At 64.8% G+C, this 18,711-nt stretch carries 18 protein-coding genes; 8 read left to right on the plus strand and 10 right to left on the minus strand.

Going from position 1 to position 18,711, the window contains the following annotated elements:
• Positions 1 to 3: 3 nt before the first annotated feature.
• Entirely contained in the window at positions 4 to 1,587 is a 1,584-nt protein-coding gene (gene xseA, locus ACT6VE_RS18650; RefSeq protein WP_444800020.1) for an exodeoxyribonuclease VII large subunit, read from the minus strand.
• Positions 1,588 to 1,689: 102 nt separating this feature from the next.
• Complete coding sequence (locus ACT6VE_RS18655; RefSeq protein ID WP_444800191.1) at positions 1,690 to 3,456, minus strand: hypothetical protein; 1,767 nt, start codon at positions 3,454 to 3,456, stop codon at positions 1,690 to 1,692.
• 179 nt (positions 3,457 to 3,635) lie between these two features.
• Here ACT6VE_RS18655 and ACT6VE_RS18660 point away from each other — a divergent pair, with 179 nt between their 5' ends.
• Both ACT6VE_RS18660 and ACT6VE_RS18665 read left to right on the plus strand, forming a co-directional pair.
• Positions 3,636 to 4,634: a glycosyltransferase gene (locus tag ACT6VE_RS18660; protein ID WP_444800021.1), complete on the plus strand. Its 999-nt coding sequence runs from the start codon at positions 3,636 to 3,638 to the stop codon at positions 4,632 to 4,634.
• Positions 4,631 to 5,020, plus strand: coding sequence for a GtrA family protein (locus ACT6VE_RS18665; protein WP_444800022.1), 390 nt, complete (start codon positions 4,631 to 4,633; stop codon positions 5,018 to 5,020). Before ACT6VE_RS18660 ends, ACT6VE_RS18665 begins: the two co-directional genes overlap by 4 nt.
• Here the strand turns inward: ACT6VE_RS18665 and ACT6VE_RS18670 are convergent.
• Complete coding sequence (locus tag ACT6VE_RS18670) at positions 4,978 to 5,778, minus strand: MmyB family transcriptional regulator (RefSeq protein WP_444800023.1); 801 nt, start codon at positions 5,776 to 5,778, stop codon at positions 4,978 to 4,980. The genes ACT6VE_RS18665 and ACT6VE_RS18670 overlap by 43 nt on opposite strands.
• Before the next feature lie 127 nt (positions 5,779 to 5,905).
• Here ACT6VE_RS18670 and ACT6VE_RS18675 point away from each other — a divergent pair, with 127 nt between their 5' ends.
• The 4 genes from ACT6VE_RS18675 to ACT6VE_RS18690 all read left to right on the plus strand — a co-directional run bounded on the left by ACT6VE_RS18675 (position 5,906) and on the right by ACT6VE_RS18690 (position 9,600).
• Positions 5,906 to 6,316, plus strand: coding sequence for a hypothetical protein (locus ACT6VE_RS18675; protein ID WP_444800024.1), 411 nt, complete (start codon positions 5,906 to 5,908; stop codon positions 6,314 to 6,316).
• A gap of 368 nt (positions 6,317 to 6,684) precedes the next feature.
• On the plus strand, positions 6,685 to 7,710 hold the full coding sequence (locus ACT6VE_RS18680; RefSeq protein WP_444800025.1) for a histone deacetylase family protein: 1,026 nt from the start codon (positions 6,685 to 6,687) through the stop codon (positions 7,708 to 7,710).
• A 256-nt stretch (positions 7,711 to 7,966) separates the two neighbouring features.
• Positions 7,967 to 8,857 carry an EamA family transporter gene (locus ACT6VE_RS18685; RefSeq protein WP_444800026.1) on the plus strand — a complete coding sequence of 297 codons (891 nt, stop codon included), beginning with the start codon at positions 7,967 to 7,969 and terminating at the stop codon, positions 8,855 to 8,857.
• An 80-nt stretch (positions 8,858 to 8,937) separates the two neighbouring features.
• Positions 8,938 to 9,600, plus strand: a complete 663-nt coding sequence (locus ACT6VE_RS18690) for an OmpA family protein (RefSeq protein WP_444800027.1) — start codon at positions 8,938 to 8,940, stop codon at positions 9,598 to 9,600.
• Between the two features lie 30 nt (positions 9,601 to 9,630).
• Here the strand turns inward: ACT6VE_RS18690 and ACT6VE_RS18695 are convergent, their stop codons facing one another.
• Together ACT6VE_RS18695 and ACT6VE_RS18700 are read right to left on the minus strand one after the other, a co-directional pair.
• Positions 9,631 to 10,098: a group III truncated hemoglobin gene (locus ACT6VE_RS18695; protein ID WP_444800028.1), complete on the minus strand. Its 468-nt coding sequence runs from the start codon at positions 10,096 to 10,098 to the stop codon at positions 9,631 to 9,633.
• Between the two features lie 70 nt (positions 10,099 to 10,168).
• On the minus strand, positions 10,169 to 10,993 hold the full coding sequence (locus tag ACT6VE_RS18700) for a lipo-like protein (RefSeq protein ID WP_444800029.1): 825 nt from the start codon (positions 10,991 to 10,993) through the stop codon (positions 10,169 to 10,171).
• A gap of 118 nt (positions 10,994 to 11,111) precedes the next feature.
• Here ACT6VE_RS18700 and mbfA point away from each other — a divergent pair, with 118 nt between their 5' ends.
• Positions 11,112 to 12,095 (plus strand): iron exporter MbfA, encoded by a 984-nt coding sequence (gene mbfA / locus ACT6VE_RS18705; protein WP_444800030.1) that lies wholly within the window; start codon positions 11,112 to 11,114, stop codon positions 12,093 to 12,095.
• 256 nt (positions 12,096 to 12,351) lie between these two features.
• Here the strand turns inward: mbfA and pheT are convergent, their stop codons facing one another.
• The 5 genes from pheT to infC form a co-directional block, all read right to left on the minus strand.
• Positions 12,352 to 14,778 (minus strand): phenylalanine--tRNA ligase subunit beta, encoded by a 2,427-nt coding sequence (gene pheT, locus ACT6VE_RS18710; protein ID WP_444800031.1) that lies wholly within the window; start codon positions 14,776 to 14,778, stop codon positions 12,352 to 12,354.
• A gap of 22 nt (positions 14,779 to 14,800) precedes the next feature.
• Positions 14,801 to 15,886 (minus strand): phenylalanine--tRNA ligase subunit alpha, encoded by a 1,086-nt coding sequence (gene pheS / locus ACT6VE_RS18715; protein ID WP_444800032.1) that lies wholly within the window; start codon positions 15,884 to 15,886, stop codon positions 14,801 to 14,803.
• Positions 15,887 to 16,157: 271 nt separating this feature from the next.
• The gene (gene rplT, locus ACT6VE_RS18720) at positions 16,158 to 16,562 is read right to left on the minus strand and encodes a 50S ribosomal protein L20 (RefSeq protein ID WP_444800033.1); all 405 of its coding nucleotides are present in this window, start codon (positions 16,560 to 16,562) and stop codon (positions 16,158 to 16,160) included.
• 40 nt (positions 16,563 to 16,602) lie between these two features.
• A complete protein-coding gene (gene rpmI, locus ACT6VE_RS18725) occupies positions 16,603 to 16,806 on the minus strand; it encodes a 50S ribosomal protein L35 (RefSeq protein ID WP_444800034.1) in 204 nt (67 codons plus the stop codon).
• A gap of 226 nt (positions 16,807 to 17,032) precedes the next feature.
• A complete protein-coding gene (gene infC, locus ACT6VE_RS18730; RefSeq protein ID WP_444800192.1) occupies positions 17,033 to 17,569 on the minus strand; it encodes a translation initiation factor IF-3 in 537 nt (178 codons plus the stop codon).
• A 222-nt stretch (positions 17,570 to 17,791) separates the two neighbouring features.
• Here infC and ACT6VE_RS18735 point away from each other — a divergent pair, with 222 nt between their 5' ends.
• Positions 17,792 to 18,604 (plus strand): alpha/beta hydrolase, encoded by an 813-nt coding sequence (locus ACT6VE_RS18735; protein ID WP_444800035.1) that lies wholly within the window; start codon positions 17,792 to 17,794, stop codon positions 18,602 to 18,604.
• The last annotated feature ends 107 nt before the right edge of the window (positions 18,605 to 18,711 follow it).

Here is an 18,711-nt window from a genome sequence, read left to right on the forward strand (position 1 = left end):
GCCTCAGAACAGCGAGCCTTGGCGGGCTGCGGGTTTTTCCGCCTCCGCATCTGCCTTCGCCTTCCTGCGCGGCGTCCCGCCACCCGAGCCGGTGACGGCATCCACCGTGCCATCGGCGAACTCGATGGCGATCGCACGGCCGGGGCCGAGGTTGGCTGCCCCATTCACCGGCGCGCCTTCCTCGTCGCGCACCAGCGCATAACCGCGCTTCAGCACGTTACGATAGGACAGTGATTGCAGCATCCGGTCCTGCGCCTGAAGCAGCGCGCGGCGGCGGGCGAGGTCGCCGGCAAGCGCACTTTCACCGCGCAGCGCAAGGCCGGTAAGCCGATCGCGCGCCCGCCCGATGTAGGCAGCGATACGCGCCGGCGTCGCCCGCAGCGAGACATCGAAGGCCGAAAGCCGGGCGCGGAACTGGTCGAGCCGGCGCTCGACGATGCGTTCGGCCCGTTGCACGCGATCGGCGACACGCTGGCGGCGCTCGGCAATGCGGGTGAGAAGCACGTCGGGCCTCAGATGCGCCGCCGTACGCTCGAAGGCGCGGCGCTTGTTCACCGTGTTCATCTGCAAGCCGCGGCCGAGGCCGGCGGCCGCTTCATCGAAACGGCGACGCGGCAGGGCGAGAAGCTGGTCGAGCGACGGAAGCGCGCGGGCGAGCGCGCGAACCCCTTGGCGGCGGTTGTCCATCTGGCGCAGCACGGCGCCGCTGAGCCGCGCGCCGAGCGAGGCGGCCTCCGCGTCGAGATCGGCCTTCACCGGCACGGCCATTTCCGCCGCCCCCGTCGGCGTCGGTGCGCGCCGATCGGCGGCGTGATCGATCAGCGTCCAGTCCGTCTCGTGGCCGACGGCGGAGATGAGCGGGATTTTTGACGCGGCCGCGGCCCGCACGACGATCTCGTCGTTGAAACTCCAGAGGTCTTCGAGGCTGCCGCCGCCGCGCGCAACGATCAGCACATCAGGCCGTGGCATCGGCCCGCCGGGCTCGAAGACGTTAAACCCCTCGATCGCCGCGGCCACCTCCTGCCCAGAGCCGTCACCCTGCACCTTGACCGGCCAGACGATGACATGCACCGGAAAGCGATCGGCGATACGGTGCAGAATATCGCGGATGACCGCGCCGGTCGGCGAGGTGACGACGCCGATCACCTTCGGCAGGAAGGGCAGCGGCTTCTTTCGCTCCTGGTCGAACAGTCCTTCGGCGGCAAGCTTGCGCCGGCGCTCCTCGAGCAGCGCCATCAGCGCCCCTGCCCCGGCCGGCTCCAGGGTTTCGATGACAATCTGGTATTTCGACGAGCCCGGGAAGGTGGTGATCTTGCCGGTGGCGATCACCTCCATGCCCTCTTCCGGCTTGAAACGCAGCTTTGAAAAACTGCCCTTCCAGATCACCGCGTCGATGCGCGCCCGGTCGTCCTTCAGCGAGAAATAGGCGTGGCCGGAGGAATGCGGCCCGCGATAGCCGGAAATCTCGCCGCGCACGCGCACCTGGTCAAAGGCCTGTTCGACGGTGCGCTTGATGGAGCCGGAGAGTTCCGACACCGAATATTCGGCAAGGTTGCTGGGCGAATCAGTGTCCGAAAAGAAGCTCATGGCAGAAGTGTAGTGCGTTTGCTTGCCGATGACAGGCCCGCAAAGGCCGCATCCCCAGCACACTTGGTTGTCAGGCGCCGCGTCCCGGAACGGGCCGGCCCTCTATTCCGGCCGCACCCGGTAGAGCCGCAACGCCGCCGTCTCCGTGCCCGCGACCGGCTCCAGATAGGCCGGCACCCGGCCCTTGAGGAGATTGGCATAGAGGCCTTCGGGTTCGGCGCCGGCAATGTTGTGGGTCTGCGTGTCGGTTTCGCAGAAGGCGACGAGCGTCACCTTCGCACCGCGCAGAAAGGCCTCGGCCTGGTGCGGATTGGACAGGCCGATATGCAGTTCCGTCAGCATTCCGCCCTGGTTGCGGTGATAGGGCGCCGACAGAACGCGGTGGCGCGTAAAGCGCAGGGTCGATGCGCCAAGATCGGACGCCGCCGCGACCACGCCGGTCGGCTCGCCGGCAAGCGGTGCCATCGCCGCCTGGTCGTTGCAGGCTTGCCGCGGCGCCGCATCCTCGGAGATTTCGGCCGCCAGGATGTCCTGCGACCGGCCAGGCAGCAGTGCGCCCGCCAGCGCCCAGCTCGCCGGCACGGCGGCAAGCGTCGCAGCGACGAAAACAAGCCCGCGTTTCAGGTTCTTCGGATCGACATGGGAGGCGTGGCGCAGATCGGCAATCAGCAGGCCAAGCGGCAAGGCGGACAGCAGGTTGGAGAAGATCGCGCCGCGGATCTGGATAAGCGTCACGGCATAGGCGACGACAAGCAGCGTGAGCAGCACCAGATGGGCTTCCACGCGGTCGCCGCGCCGGATCCGCCACAGGCAGACCAGGATCGCAAAGAGGCCCACCGCATAAAAGCCGCCAATGGAGCCCGGATCGAGGCGGAACTGGGCAAACAGCGATTGCGCTTCGATCACGCCGGCAAGCCAGAAGGTTTTCAGCAGCGGATCGAGCGTGTCCAGCGGGTTGGCAAGGCAGCCTGGCGCAATCAGCAGGACCGCGGCGGCCACCACCACCCCGGCACCAGCGAGCGCGCCGACCCGTCCGGCAAGTGACCAGGCGCTGGTGAGCGACACCGTCAGGAAAAGTATGCCGCCGCCGAAGGTGGCGAGCGCGTAGAAGCCGTAGGAAAGGCTGTCGCAGGTAACCTGTCCATAGTGCGACGGCGCGACGGTCGAAAAGAAGGCGATGGTTACCGTCAAGGCCAGGGCGAGGCCGAAAGCGGCCGCAGCCTCGCGAAAGGCCTGCCCATGCCAGACCCAGCGCAGCGCCACCACGATGCAGACGGCGCCGATCAGCGGCGTCGTTTCCGCGCCGATGGCAATGGCGAAACCGGAAAGCGCCCCGGCGATGGCATGATCGCGGGCCTGTTTTGCAGGGTCGAGCAGCATGGCGGCGATGCAGGCAATGAGCGCGATCTGGAGATTGTGATGGTCGATCGCGCCGGGCTGGAAGCGGTTAACCGAGAGAATGAAGATCGTCGTCAGCACCAGCGTCGCATGCATGGCAACAGTGCCGCCGAGGCGATAGGCCGCGAGCCCCATGCCGAAGAACGTCGGCACGACGAGGAACGCCGGCCACACGGCGAGCGCCAGCGCTTCCGCCCGCTCCGGCCCGGTGAACAGCGAGAAGAAGCCGATGAGGTTGGCGATCGGCAGGTCGACGAACCGCGACCAGTGCATCGTGGTGCCGCCGTCGAGGCCGAGGCGGTACTGGGTCGTGTCGAACCAGTTCTGGCCGGCGATCAGATCGCGCACCATCACGAGCCGCATCGTGTCGTCATTGTCGGGGCCGACATAGTCGGTCGCAAAGGGCAGCGTTATCGCCAGCAGCAGAACGATCGTAAGGAGGGAATAGGCCGCGAGCACGCCCAGCGTCATGCCCTCGCGGCGCGATGGCGCCTCGGGGCTTGCGAGCGACAGGGCCGCAGGCAGGTTTTTCAGCACGTTTCGCCCCTTCGTCCACCATTGGAACCGTGTGCGAAACCTAGCCTTAACCTTCTCAAGAAATAGTAAAACCAGCGGTCGCATGAGGCGGCCGGACGGGAGAACGCGTCGTCATGACGGAAGCCTTGCTGGAAGACCTCGAGATTGCCGTTCTGCTGCCCTGCTACAACGAGGCACAGACCATCGGCGACGTCGTGACGGCCTTCCGCGCCGCCCTGCCGTCCGCCCGCGTCTATGTCTACGACAACAATTCCACCGATTCGACGGCGCTCCGCGCAGCCCTTGCTGGTGCCACCGTCGTGCGCGAGCGCCGCCAGGGCAAGGGCAATGTGGTACGCCGCATGTTCTCCGATATCGACGCGGACATCTACCTCATGGCCGACGGCGACGGCACCTATGCCGCATCCGATGCGCCGGAACTCGTCCGCACGCTGATCACCGAGGGCGCGGACATGGTCGTCGGCACGCGCCGCAACGTGCGCGCCGATGCCGGACGCCAGGGCCACGCCTTCGGCAACCGCATCTTCAACACGCTGTTCCGCTCGCTGTTCGGCAACGATTTCTCCGACATTTTTTCGGGTTACCGCGCCTTCTCGCGCCGCTTCGCCAAGAGTTTTCCCGCCGTCTCCGGCGGTTTCGAGATCGAGACGGAAATGTCGGTGCATGCTTCGCGCCTGCGCCTGCCGATCGCCGAACTGGAACTCGATTACGGTCGCCGGCCGGAAGGCTCGCATTCGAAACTCTCGACCTTCCGCGACGGCGCAAAAATTCTCTGGATGTTCGCCATGCTGATGAAGGAGACGCGGCCCTTTGCCTTCTTCGGCGCGATCAGCGGCCTCTTCATGCTGGCGAGCCTCACCTTCATGGCGCCGGTCCTTGCCGATTATTTCCGCACCGGCCTCGTCGACCGCATGCCGACCTGGGTGTTCTCGCTGGTGCTGATGATGATGTCCTTCCTGGTCTTCTCGGCCGGCATGATCCTCGATTCGCTTGCCCGCGCCCGCGCCGAGCAATTGCGCATCCACTATATGGGCCTGCCCGCCATCCAGAGCGGTCACCGCCGCCGCGCCCGGCCGGTGGAGGCACCGGCAACGCGGTCCCGCGCCGCATGAAACGCGTCCTGCTCTTCGCGGTTGCCGGCGCCGCCGGCTTCCTCGTCGATGCGGGCATCCTTGCCCTTCTTCTCTGGGCGACGCCGCTCGGGCCGCTCGTCGCGCGGCTCTTTGCCATCGCGGCCGCCATGCTCTTCACCTTCTGGCTGAACCGCACCTTCACCTTCGGACGCAGCGACCGTAGCCTCGCCGCGGAAGGCGCGCGCTATGGCGGCGTCGGTATCAGCGCAGCGGTGCTGAACTACGCCGTCTATTCGGCGCTCGTGCTCGCCTTCCCGACGCTCTGGCCGGTTCTTGCCGTCGCCGTCGCCTCGCTCGTCGCGATGGTCTGGTCGTTCCTCGGCTATTCCCGCTTCGTCTTCGGCGCCTCCTCGCCCTCGAAATGAGCCCGCGTCTCGGCATCCGCCGGGAAAAAGCTCTCGATCAGCACGCCCTGCACCAGCGCATCCTGCACCGAGCCGAAAGAAGTGAGCGTGGTGATCCAGTTGAAGCGCTTCGCGCCGATCTTCATTTCAATTGGCAGGATGGGCAGCCGGTCGGTTTCCGGGAACGCCTGGAGCGCAGCCTGAATATCCGCCGCCGCCGCCAGTCGCTCGATGCGCTTGGAGAGCGGGCTGCGCGGCCCCTGCAACCAGGCTTCCGCCCTGATGCGATGCACCAGATCGGCCGCCGACTGCGCCCAGTTGACGACGATGGAGCGCAGCGGCGTTGCGCCGAGATAGGCATCGAGAAAATTGTCGCCCGGCGACACCGCAATGCCCGCCATGCCGGCAAGCCCGAGAAACGCCTGGTTGGCGGTCAGCACATTGTATTCGTGGTCGAAGACGACACCGGGATAGGGATCGTGCCGCCCCAGGATGAGGCCGATCGCTTCCGCCACCGCCGGCGGGAAGGCCGCAAGGCTGGCGGCCGGCGTCGTCGCGAAGCGCGGGCGAAACCCGGCGGCGGAAAACAGCATGCCCTGGTCGCGTGCCGGAATGTCGAGTACGGCGGAAAGCCTGAGGATCATGCCCTCGGACGGGCGCGAGCGGCCGGTCTCCAGAAAGGACAGGTGGCGCGACGAAATGCCGGCCTCGGTCGCCAGCTCCAGCTGGCTCATGCGCCGGTGGCCGCGCCACTCCTTGAGATGGTCTCCGAATTCCATTGCTTCACTCCTCCCATGTCCCGCGCACTAAACATGAGGCACGGCATGATTTCCATTACCTCAAAGGTAATTGGTTTGCCGCACGGCTCCCGGCAGGATTGGCCCATCGAAACGAAAGGAGCCCATCATGTTCGCCACCCTCAACCGCAATCTGCTGAAGTCCATCATGCTCTTCGACGGCGTGTTCTCTGTCGTCACCGCCGCCGGCCTCTTCGCCTTTTCCGGCCCGGTCAGTGCCCTTGTCGGCCCCCATGCGACGCCCGCCATCGTCAACGGCTTCGCCGCCTTCTTCCTGCTCTGGGGCGCCTTCCACCTCGCCGTCGGCCGGCAGGAGCGGCCCTCGCCCGCCGCGGTGCGCTTTGCCATCATCGGTGACGCGCTGTGGATACTCGGCAGCATCGCCGTCCTCCTCGTCGCCCGCGACGGCCTGACGCTGACCGGCATCGGCCTCATCGCGGTCGCTGCCGTTGCCGTCGCCGATATCCTGCTCCTCAAGCAGATCGGCCTTGGCCGGCAGCAGCGCGCCATCCTCGCCTGACGGAGCCACGCGTCTGCTTTCGACCTCGCCGCAAGCGCAACAATTGCCAATAGGACTATACAGCAGCCCAAAACCCCTTCTCCCCAGCGGGGAGAAGGTCGCGGCAGCGGGATGAGGGGGTTGCCGAAGGCACGAAAACCAAAACCATCATCCGCTTGGCCCCCTCATCCGCCTGCCGGCACCTTCTCCCCGCTGGGGAGAAGGGGAGGAAGGAACCGCTCTTCAACCCGGTAGGATTGCCCTCGCCGCAAGCGGGGGCGAAGGCCGTTTGCGGCCCGGCAACAAAGCAGAAACCTACCCCGCAGGAGAGATTCCCCTCTCTCGCAAAATGCACTACCGTCGCGCCCGAATGACAATGGGAGCCTTTCATGCGCGTTATCTTTTCCGAGGACCACAAGCTCAGGAACGCCCGCAGCGAACTTTACGGCGGCGAACTCGTGCCGCCGTTCGAGGCGCCGTTCCGGGCGGAATGGATTCTGGCCGCGGTCAAGGATGCCGGCTTTACCGACATTGCAGCACCGGAACGCCACGGGCTCGAGACCGCGCTGAAGGTACACGATGCCGGCTACCTTTCCTTCCTCGAAACCGCCTGGGACCAGTGGAAGGCGGCGGGCTATAACGGCGAGGCGATCGCCACGTCGTTTCCCGTGCGCCGCACCTCGCCGCGCATCCCGACCCAGATCGACGGCCTGCTCGGCTACTATTGCAACGCCGCCGAAACGGCGATCTCGCCCGGCACCTGGGAGGCAGCCGTCTCCTCCATGCAGACCGCGCTGACGGCGACCGATATCGTGGCGGGCGGTGAAAAGGCCGCCTTCGCGCTCTGCCGTCCGCCCGGCCACCATGCCGGCATCGACAGTTTCGGCGGCTACTGCTTCATCAACAACGCCGCCGTCGCCGCCCAGCGCGTCCTCGACAAGGGCGCCAAGAAGGTCGCCGTGCTCGACGTCGATTTCCACCACGGCAACGGCACGCAGGACATTTTCTACGAGCGCGGCGACGTCTATTTCGCCTCGCTGCACGGCGATCCGGCCGAGGCCTTTCCGCATTTCCTCGGCTACGCGGAAGAGACCGGCAAGGGCGCAGGTGTTGGCACGACGCAAAACTATCCGATGCCGCCCGGCACGCCCTACTCCGTCTGGGAGGCCGCCCTTCACGACGCGCTGAAGCGCATCGCCGCTTTCGGCGCGGAAGCGATCGTCCTGTCGCTCGGCGTCGACACGTTCGAAAAAGACCCGATCTCCTTCTTCAAGCTCGTCTCGGCTGACTACATCACGATGGGCCGCGCGGTCGCCGCCAGCGGCGTGCCGGTGCTCGTCGTCATGGAAGGCGGTTACGGCGTGCCGGAGATCGGCCTCAATGTCGCCAACACGCTGAAGGGCATTGCCGGCTGAGACCAGCATCAATTTTCCTGAAGCAAGACGTCACGATTATCCATTTGTCGGATGGCAGACCCTCCTCTAGGAGTGAGGGACGGTTCATGTGAAGCCCCCCTCATCCGCCTGCCGGCACCTTCTCCCCGCTGGGGAGAAGGGGAAGATATACGGCGCCGCGTTTCCCTTCTCCCCAGCGGGGAGAAGGTGGCCCAAAGGGTCGGATGAGGGGGCTTTCCCGTGACGATAGCATGGCGCGTGCCGGGAAGGTTTCAACATGGCAGATCAACAGGTAGCGGCAGGCGGCGGGCTTTCGGGCTCGGGAAATGCGGGGCTCATCACAGGCATCCTGCTCTGTTTCGCCTCCATGTCGTGCATCCAGTTCGGCGCGGCCTTTTCCGCGACGGCGATCGCCGATTTCGGGCCGTTCGCCACGACCTTCCTGCGCCTCGTCATGGCGGCGGCGATCCTCGCCGCCATCGTGCGCCCGCCGATGCGCTCCTACAGCCGCCAGCAATGGAAGAGCGCGCTGGCGCTCGGCGCCACCATGGCCGCGATGACGCTCTGCTTCTTCGCGGCAATCGGGCGCATTCCGCTCGGGCTTGCCGTGGCGATCGAGTTTCTCGGGCCGCTTGCCGTTGCGACATGGGGGCTTGGCGGCGGCTGGCGGCTGATCTGGCCGCTCGCGGCCTTCATCGGCGTGGTGCTGCTCTCGCATGATGGCAGCGGCTGGGTCGGTGACCCCGTCGGCATGCTCTTCGCCTGTGGTGCCGGCGTCGGCTGGGGCACCTACATCATCCTGATGAAAAAGTCCGGCAAGCTCTTCAAGGGGCTCGAAGGGCTGTCCATGTCGCTGATCGTAGCCGCCATGGTCGCAGCACCCTTCGGCCTGCCGCGGGCGCATGAGGCGATGAGCCCGGAAGGGCTCGGCATGATGCTTGGCCTTGCCCTTCTCGTGCCGCTGATCCCCTACGCGCTGGAAATGACGGCACTGCGGCGCATGCCGATGGCGGCCTTCGGCATCCTGATGAGCCTCGAGCCGGCGCTCGGCGCGCTGGCCGGCTTCCTCGTGCTCAGCCAGCCGATGACGCCCTTCCAGATGCTCGGCACGGCACTTGTGGTCGCGGCCAGCGCCGGCGTGACCTCGAGCGGCGGCGGTGAAGCCTAGGCAAAAGGACCGCCCCCTTTCATGTTCCTGCCGCAATCGGTAGGTTCAAGCAGAATCATCGAATTCTCGGGGACGCCTCAATGTACAAGAAATACGCAATTGTCGCGCTTGCCGCGGTCTATCTTACTGGCTGCACGACCACCGATCCCTATACGGGCGAGCGGAAGGTCTCGAACACTGCAGGCGGCGCCGCGATCGGCGCTGGCATGGGCGCGGTCGCCGGCCTGCTCATCGGCAACAACCCGGTGCAGCGCCGCAACGCCGCGCTGATCGGTGCGGGCATCGGCGCGCTCGCCGGTGGCGCCATCGGCAATTACATGGACACGCAGGAATCCGAGCTGCGCGCGCAGCTTCAGGGCACCGGCATCTCGGTCACCCGCGACGGCGACCGCATCATCCTCAACATGCCGTCGAACGTCACGTTCGCTACGGGTCAGGACCAGGTGATCCCGCCATTCTACCCGACGCTTGATTCCGTCGCGATCGTGCTGCGCAAGTTCGACAGGACGCTGATCGATGTCGACGGCCACACCGACTCGGTCGGCAATGCCGGCTACAACCTGGATCTCTCCAACCGCCGCGCCAATTCGGTCGCCAACTATCTGGCATCGCGCGGTGTCGATCCGCGGCGCATGTCGGCGATCGGTTACGGTCTGGAGCGCCCGATCGCCTCCAACGCGACCGAGGCCGGCCGCGCGCAGAACCGCCGCGTCGAAATCGCCATCTCGCCGCTCAAGAACTAAAGAAAATCCAGAAAGGTGCTCAAGCGGGCTTCAGGCCCGCTTGAGCCGCGGGTCGTCGTCGGCCGGGTTGTAGAAGAGGGAGAGCACCAGGCTCTTCGCGATTCGCTCGGCCGTCGCCATGAACCACGCCTTTGCTTCCGGTGAAGGCGCAATATCGTCGAGGGTATCGGAAAACAGGCCGAGCCAGGTCGTAAACAGCGGCGGGTTCATGCCCTGAACACCCTGATGCGCCATGACCGGCTTGCCGCCATAGCTGCCGTCCTTGAAGGCGACGGCGGACCAGAAGCGGTTCATCTTTTCCATATGCTCGGGCCAGCGACCGTTCAGCCGGCCGTCGAAGACCGGGCCAAGCTCCGGATGCGCCCGCACCCGACCGTAAAACGTCTCCACCAGCAGCGGAATGAAATCGGCGGTGACGCCGATCGCCTGCATCTCGGCCTGCGCGCGGACGCGCATGGCGGCGAAGTGGGAAAGACGGTCTGGATCGGTTTCGCTCATGGACGGAAGATAGGAAGCTTTCCGTGCCGGTACAATCTGGCCGATCGCCGCAGGGCCGGACTGGAGTGAATTAAGGCCCTTCTCGCCCCGGCGCCCATTCCAGCCGCTTGTAGTCGAACCCGTATTCCAGCGTCGGCTTGACGATCTCGAAATAGGGCGAGAGGTCGAAGTCGCGCGGCGTATAGAGCGAGTGATGGCGGATATGCAGGATTTCCTCGCGCGAATAGGTCGAGGTAGCGGCCGCATGGCCGGGGGCGCGGGTGATTTCCGGCAGGATCGGATAGCGGATGCGTTCGAAGCCCTCGGCGATCAGCGTCGAGCAGATCGCCCGCGTCGGGTCACCCGAGCCGAAGGCCAGCATGCGGCGGCGCCAGCGTACAGGCACAGGCGGTGCCGGCATGAAGTATCGCAGCATATCCGTGATATTCTTCAGGTCGTATTTGAGGCCGAGGCGCGAGACCATGAACGAGACCAGCGCATTGCGGTCCTCCGGCGTCAGCCCGACCGGTCGGCAGATGCGCGTGTTGTAGGTGCGGTATTTGGTGAGCGGCACGGCGATGCAGCCCTCGCCGAGATTGACCTCGATGAGCTGTGGGCGCTCCACCGAGGTCAAGGTCGCCTGGTCGAGCGTCAGCGGGGTCTCGTCGCCGACGAAGAGGGCTGCATGCGACCAGGTGGACTGCGTCAGATACTTGATCACCGCCGAGACCTTCTGGTTGCCCTCGACGAGCAGGATATCGCCGGGCCTGAGCGTGCGCGCCAGCGTTTCCGGGTCGGAGGGCGTGTAGGGCTCGTAGCCGGAGGTCTGGCTTTGCAGCCGGTCGGCAACGCGACGGCCGAGGCGGTCGAGCAGCGTGTCGCGGCCTAGGGAAAGCGGCTTCAAGGCAGCAGTCACATCTCGTCCTTCACAGTCTCATATCCGCCACTCTAGCCGCAGCCGCGGCATCCTGTCGAGCTTGACCAAAAGGCTCCATGTCTTATATTTAGAATAATTCTAAACTGGATACTTGCAGATGCTCTCACGCCTTCTCCGCCCCGGCAAACGCAGCCTCGAATCCTTGAGCGAACAGGAAATCCTGGCGCTCGCGATTTCCTCCGAGGAGGACGACGGTCGCATCTACCTCGCCTATGCGGATGCGCTGCGCGATGCCTATCCGCACTCCGCCCGTGTCTTCGAAGAGATGGCGGCGGAGGAAAGCCAGCATCGCCAGATGCTGATCGACCGGCACATCGCGCGCTTTGGCGATCGCATCCCGCTGGTCCGGCGGGAATTTGTGCGCGACTTCCCGGAGCGCAAGCCCGACTGGCTAATCCACAACATGCCGATCGAAAAGATCCGCGACCAGGCCGAGGCGATGGAAGAGGCGGCGCACCGCTTCTACCTGGAAGCTGCGTCGCGCACGCAGGATGCCGCGACCCGAAAACTGCTCGGCGACCTGGCGCTGGCGGAAAAGTCACATGAAACGCTCGCCCGCCGGCTTGGCGAGGAACACACGCCTGTAAACGTGAAGGCCGAGGAGGACCAGACGTCCCGGCGGCAATTCGTATTGACCTATGTGCAGCCGGGCCTTGCCGGCCTGATGGACGGCTCGGTCTCGACGCTCGCGCCGATCTTCGCCGCAGCCTTCGCCACGCAGGATACCTGGCAGACGTTTCTGGTCGGCCTGTCGGCCTCGGTGGGCGCCGGCATCTCGATGGGCTTCACGGAGGCGGCACACGACGATGGCAAGCTGTCCGGCCGCGGTTCGCCGGTCAAACGCGGCCTCGCCTCCGGCATCATGACGGCGCTCGGCGGCCTCGGCCACGCGCTGCCCTATCTGATCCCGAATTTCATGCTGGCGACGACCATCGCCATCGTCGTCGTGTTCATTGAACTCTGGGCGATCGCCTTCATCCAGAACCGCTACATGGAGACGCCGTTCCTGCGCGCTGCAATGCAGGTCGTGCTCGGCGGCAGCCTCGTGCTGGCGGCGGGTGTGCTGATCGGCAATGCGTGAGAAAGGCTAGCGCCCGGTCGGGCGGTTCATGTCGCGCACGACCCAGCGAAAGAACAGATAAACGCCGCCGCCCATGATGGCGAGGGGCAGAAGATTGGCAATAGAATCCATTTCGACCTCAATGTCCTCCCTTGGGAATAATTAAGATCTCGCTAACCAATCTTCAAGCAGGAAAGCGATTACGGTACGTTCACAAAATGCGACCGTCGCTCACAAAGCCGTAAAGCGGGGCGTTTCCGCCCCGCTCTCCAATCGATCAGGCGCGCAATGCGCCGCCCGTGGTCTTGACGACATTGCCGACGATCTTGGCGGTCAGCGCCTCGAAATCCTCGTCGGTCAGGGTCTTGTCGGTCGGCTGGATGACGACCTCGATGGCGATCGACTTCTTGCCCTCACCGACGGACGCGCCCTCGAACACGTCGAAGACGCTGACGGTCGAAATCAGCTTGCGGTCGGCACCCGTCGCCGCGCGCACGATCGCGCCCGCATCCACCGTCTTGTCGACGACGAAGGCAAAGTCGCGCTTCACGGCCTGGAAGGGCGAGAGCTCGAGCGCCGGCTTGGTGCGGGTCGCCTTCTTCTTCGGCTCCGGCATGGCATCGACATAGATCTCGAAGCCGGCGAGCGCACCGGACACGTCGAGCGCGCCGAGCGCCTTCGGGTGGAACTCGCCAAAATAGCCGAGAACGATCTTCGGGCCTATCTTGATCGTGCCGGAGCGGCCCGGATGGTACCAGGCCGGCGCACCGGCCTCGATCTGCACATTGCCCATCGGCAGGCCGCAGGCCTCGATCACCGCGAGCGCATCGGCCTTGGCGTCATAGATATCGACTGCCTTGCCACCGCCCTTGGCGGCATTCGACCACAGACGACCGGAGCCGGCGAGCGAGGCCGTGCCACGACGGATACCGCCGGCGACGCGACGCTGGCCTTCCGGCCTGTCGTTTTCGTAGGTGCCGGAGACCTCGAAGAGCGCAACGTCGCCAAAGCCCTTGTCGGCATTGCGCTGGGCAGCCGCCAGCAGGCCCGGCAGCAGCGAGGGCCGCATGTCGGACATGTCAGCCGCAATCGGGTTCGAGAGTGCAAGCGAAGCCGCCCCGCCGCCGAAGAGTTCGGCATGGGCCTTCGGGATGAACGACCAGGTGACGGCCTCCATCATGCCGCGCGAGGCAAGCGCGCGCTTGGCAAGGCGCGAGCGGATCTGCAGCGTGGTCAGGATGCGGCCGTTCACCGCGCCATGGCTTTCGAGCGGCGCCGGCTTGATATTGTCGACGCCGTGGATGCGCATGACCTCTTCGACGAGGTCGGCCTTGCCATCGACATCCGGGCGCCAGGAAGGAACCGCGACGGAGACGCGCTCGCCGGAGCCCGTGACCGTGAAGCCGAGGCGGGTCAGTATGTCCACGCTCTCTTCCGAGGAAACTTCGAGGCCCGTCAGGCGCTTGACTTCCGTGAATGGGAAATCGACGACCTTGGCGTCATAGCCCTTGTAGCCAACGACGTCGGTCTTCGCCGGCGTGCCACCGCACAGCTCCAGCACCAGTTCGGTGGCGCGCTCGAGGCCCGGCACCATGTATTGCGGATCGACGCCACGCTCGAAGCGGTAGCGCGCATCGGTGATGATGCCCTGCGACCGGCCGGTCTTGGCGACATTCATCGGGTCCCACAGTGCCGATTCGATCAGCACATCCGTGGTGTCCGCGTCGCAGCCCGAATGCTCGCCGCCCATGATGCCGCCGATCGATTCCACGCCATTGTCATCGGCGATGACGACGTTGCCCGGGTTCAGCGTGTATTCGCGCGTATCGAGCGCCAGCACCTTTTCGCCTTCCGTCGCGCGGCGCACGACGAGATTGCCCTTCACCTTGGCCGCGTCGAACACGTGCAGCGGACGGCCCTGATCGAAGGTCATGTAGTTGGTAATATCGACGAGCGCGTTGATCGGGCGAAGGCCGATCGCCAGCAGCCGCTGCTGCATCCAGCGCGGGCTCGGGCCGTTCTTGACGCCACGCACGAGGCGCAGCGCGAAGCCCGGGCAGAGATGCTCGTCAGCGCCGAGATCGAGCTTTACCTTGACCGGCGTCTCGCCTTCGACCGCGAAGGACGGCGCCTTCGGTGCCTTGAGCGTGCCGAGGCCGGAAGCGGCGAGGTCGCGGGCAATACCAAAAATGCTCGTGCAGTCCGGACGGTTCGGCGTCAGGTTGATCTCGATGACCGGATCGTCGAGGCCGGCATAGGCGGCATAGCTCTCACCGACCGGCGCATCGGCCGGCAGGTCGATGATGCCGTCATGGTTGTCGGAGATTTCCAGTTCCTTCTCCGAGCACATCATGCCGCGGCTCTCGACGCCGCGGATCGTGCCGACGGCGAGCGTCACGTCGATGCCGGGCACGTAAGTGCCGGGCGCCGCAAAGGCGCCGACGAGGCCGGTACGCGCATTCGGCGCGCCGCAGACGACCTGGATCGGATCACCCTTGCCGGTATCGACCATCAGCACGCGCAGCTTGTCGGCATTCGGATGCTGTTCGGCCGAGATGACCCTGGCGATGACGAAGGGCTTGAACGCCGCCTTGTCGTCGACCTCTTCCACTTCAAGCCCGATCGCCGTCAGCTTCGCACAGATGTCTTCCAGCGACGCGTCGGTGTCGAGATGATCCTTCAGCCAGGAGAGCGTGAATTTCATGATGTTTCTCCTTGGATGCCGGTTACGCGCTGAGGCCGCCGAACAGGGTCGGCATGTCGAGCGGACGGAAGCCGTAGTGGCTGAGCCAGCGGACGTCGGCGTTGAAGAAGTCGCGCAGGTCCGGCATGCCGTATTTCAGCATGGCGATGCGGTCGAGGCCCATGCCCCAGGCAAAGCCCTGGTATTCGTCGGGATCGAGCCCGCCGGCGCGCAGGACGTTCGGGTGAACCATGCCGCAGCCGAGGATTTCCATCCAGTCGGTGCCCTCGCCGAACTTGACGATCGGGCCGGACGAACGATCGCACTGGATGTCGACCTCGAAGGACGGCTCGGTGAACGGGAAGAACGACGGGCGGAAGCGCATGGTGACGCTGTCGACCTCGAAGAAGGCCTTGCAGAACTCTTCCAGCACCCAGCGCATGTTGGCGACATTCGCCTTCTTGTCGACCACGAGGCCTTCGACCTGGTGGAACATCGGCGAATGGGTGGCGTCACTGTCCTGGCGGTAGGTCTTGCCGGGAATGATGATACGGATCGGCGGCTTTTGCGCTTCCATCGTGCGGATCTGCACGGGCGAGGTGTGCGTGCGCAGCACCTTGCGTCCACCGTTCTCGTCCGCCGGGAAGAAGAACGTGTCGTGCATCTCGCGGGCGGGGTGGCCTTCGGGGAAATTCAGCGCCGTGAAGTTATAATAGTCCGTCTCGATATCCGGACCTTCGGCAATGGAAAAACCCATATCGGCGAAGATCGCGGTGATTTCGTCGACGATCTGGCTGATCGGGTGGATACGGCCGCGCTCGGCCGGCGAGGAGCGGACCGGCAGGCTGACATCGACCGTCTCGGCCTTGAGGCGGGCATCGATCGCCGCGTCGCGCAGCGCCGTCTTGCGCTCGCCGATCGCGTCGGTCACGCGGGTCTTCAGCGCGTTGATCGCCGCACCGCGCGTCTGGCGCTCTTCCGGCGACATGGTGCCGAGCGTCTTCAAAAGGTCGGAGACGGAGCCCTTCTTGCCAAGCGCGCCCACGCGCACGGCTTCGATCGCCGCTTCGTCGGAGGCCGCGGCAATGTCGGCGAGGAGCTGCTGTTCCAGTGTGTCGAGTTCAGTCATCTTTACCTGCTTTGCTTGCGTCGGCCGGGCGGGCCAAGAGAACCTGCGACAGATAGCGGGTTGCGACGGGAAAGCGCCGCAGATCACTACCCATGTGCACGCGCCCGATCAATCGGGTGCGCCATAAAAACTTGGCGAGGACCGCCGCCGGAAGACGGTGCTTTGAAACGGTGCGAACCCGTTTTCGGCGGTGGCCATCAAGCAAAAACCCGCACCGGTTCCCCGGCGCGGGTTTCACAACGAAACGAAGGTTGGGTTGTGGAAGCGCCGGTTACTTTACGGCGGTTTCAAACTCGTTCTTCGTGCCAGCGTCCTTGAGGTATTCGAGAGCCTTCTTGGAGGCAGCGACGAGCGCGCCGAAAGCTTCGGTCTCATGGATCGCCATGTCGGACAGCACCTTGCGGTCCACTTCGATGCCGGCCTTGTTCAGGCCATCGACGAAGCGGCCATAGGTCAGGCCATGCTCGCGGACGGCAGCGTTGATGCGCTGGATCCAGAGCGCGCGGAAATTGCGCTTGTTGACCTTGCGGTCGCGGTAGGCGAACTGCTTCGAACGGTCAACCGCGGCCTTGGCGGCGCGGATGGTGTTCTTGCGGCGGCCGTAGAAGCCCTTGGCTGCCTTCAGTGTCTTCTTGTGCTTGGCGTGGGAAGTTACGCCGCGTTTTACACGTGCCATGTCATGATCTCCTTAAACGTATCAAAAGTGCCAGATAGTCTCAGAGACCGTTGGGCAGGTAGTTCTTGATGACTTTCTTGCCATCAGCTTCGGCCAGCACCATGGTGCCGCGCGCGTCGCGAATGAACTTGTTGCTACGCTTGATCATGCCGTGGCGCTTGCCGGCGGCAGCCGCAATGACCTTGCCGGTCGCGGTGATCTTGAACCGCTTCTTGGCGGAGGACTTCGTCTTCATCTTGGGCATTTTGCTACTCCATTCTTTTTGAATTCGAGCCGCGTGACGATGCACGGCTCCAGCGTAAAGAACGGCCACGGCATGCCCTGCCGGACCGTTCGGACGGCGGCTTGTAACCGAAGTCCTTCGAAAGCGCAACCGGAATCCTTGTTTTGGTGTTTCCGGTGCAAAAAGGAAAAGCCGCCCCGTAAGGCGGCTTCGATCCGTGCGGTCCGTAGACGCGCGAGAGAGGGGCTCACTTCGGAGCGAGCACCATCATCATCTGGCGGCCTTCGAGCTTCGGCTCGGCTTCGACCTTGGCGATGGTCAGCGTGTCTTCCTTGACCTGCATCAGGAGCTTCATGCCGAGTTCCTGGTGGGCCATTTCGCGGCCACGGAACTTCAGCGTCACCTTGACCTTGTCGCCCTCTTCAAAGAAGCGGTTCATCGCCTTCATCTTCACCTCATAGTCATGGGTGTCGATGTTCGGGCGCATCTTGATTTCTTTGATTTCGACGATCTTCTGCTTCTTGCGCGCTTCGGCCGCCTTCTTCTGGTTGGCGTATTTCAGCTTGCCGAGGTCAAGGATCTTGACGACCGGGGGCTCGGAGTTCGGCGAGATCTCAACGAGATCGAGGCCGGCTTCTTCCGCCATGCGGAGCGCCTGATCGGTGGGGACGGTGCCGTGGTTGTTGCCGTCGGCGTCAATAAGCTGAACCCGGGGAATCCGGATTTCCTTGTTGGAGCGCGGGCCGTCCTTGACGGGAGCTTCCGCTTTAAAAGGTCTGCGAATGGTCGTGTTCTCCTCGAACTGTTTCGACAGGTATGAATTAGGTGCGTCAACCGGGCCGTTTGCCCGCCTTTCGGCGTTTTCCGGCAATGTGTTGATCACGCTTGCGAAGTCAATAGCACGGCCCGTGGAAAAAATCACCACCTGTCCTTGCACGCGCGAATCTGGTCTAGGTTTCGGCAAAAGACCGGCTTTTCGGGGCCGGGACGCAGATAGGAGATAGGTATGACGGCGACGAAGGACAACGGGGCAGACTTCATTGCGGTCGGCAGGGGCGACGATGCCCGGCAGATCGCGATCGCGCTCCAGCCGGCCGCCGCCGGCAATGCGCTTGCCCATTTCGTCTGGCTCGGCGGCTACCGCTCGGACATGACCGGCACCAAGGCGGTAGAGCTTGCAGCGCTCGCCGCCCGCCTCGGCACAGCCTGCGTGCGCTTCGACTATTCCGGCCACGGCGCCTCGGGCGGCGCCTTCGTCGACGGCACGATCTCGCGCTGGCTGGAGGAATCGCTCGCCGTGATCGACCATGCCGCAAAGGCCCTCGGCACGCGCCGCGTCGTCCTCGTCGGCTCCTCCATGGGCGGCTGGATCGCGCTGCGCGCCGTCGCCGAACTGGCCAAGCGCCAGGACATCGCGGTCGCCGGCCTCGTTCTCATCGCCCCCGCACCCGATTTCACCTCCGAACTGATCGAGCCGAACCTGACGGATGCCGAGCGCACGGCGCTCACCGAGCGCGGCCAGTTCGAGGAGCCGACGCCCTACGGCCCGGATCCGAACATCTACACGCTGAAGCTCATCGAGGACGGCCGCGACAACCGTGTTCTGACCGGCGTCATCGAGACCGGCTGCCCGGTGCACATTTTGCAGGGCATGGCGGATCCGGACGTGCCCTATACCCATGCCGTGCGCCTGATGGAGCACCTTTCCGGCGACGATGTGGTTCTGACCATGATCCGCGACGGCGATCACCGCCTTTCACGCCCGCAGGATATCGCCAAGATCCTGGAAGCGGCGGAAACGCTCGCCCGCGCGGAATGAGGCTTTTGCGCATTCCGGCGGTCGCATTTTAACCATATTGCCGGATCGTCAATTCTGATGATTGACGAGACGCCCCCCTGACCGTTAACTCTTTGTTAACGATTAGG

Origin of the sequence: Shinella sp., assembly GCF_052438155.1 — a bacterium.
In the GTDB taxonomy this organism is placed as follows: domain Bacteria; phylum Pseudomonadota; class Alphaproteobacteria; order Rhizobiales; family Rhizobiaceae; genus Shinella.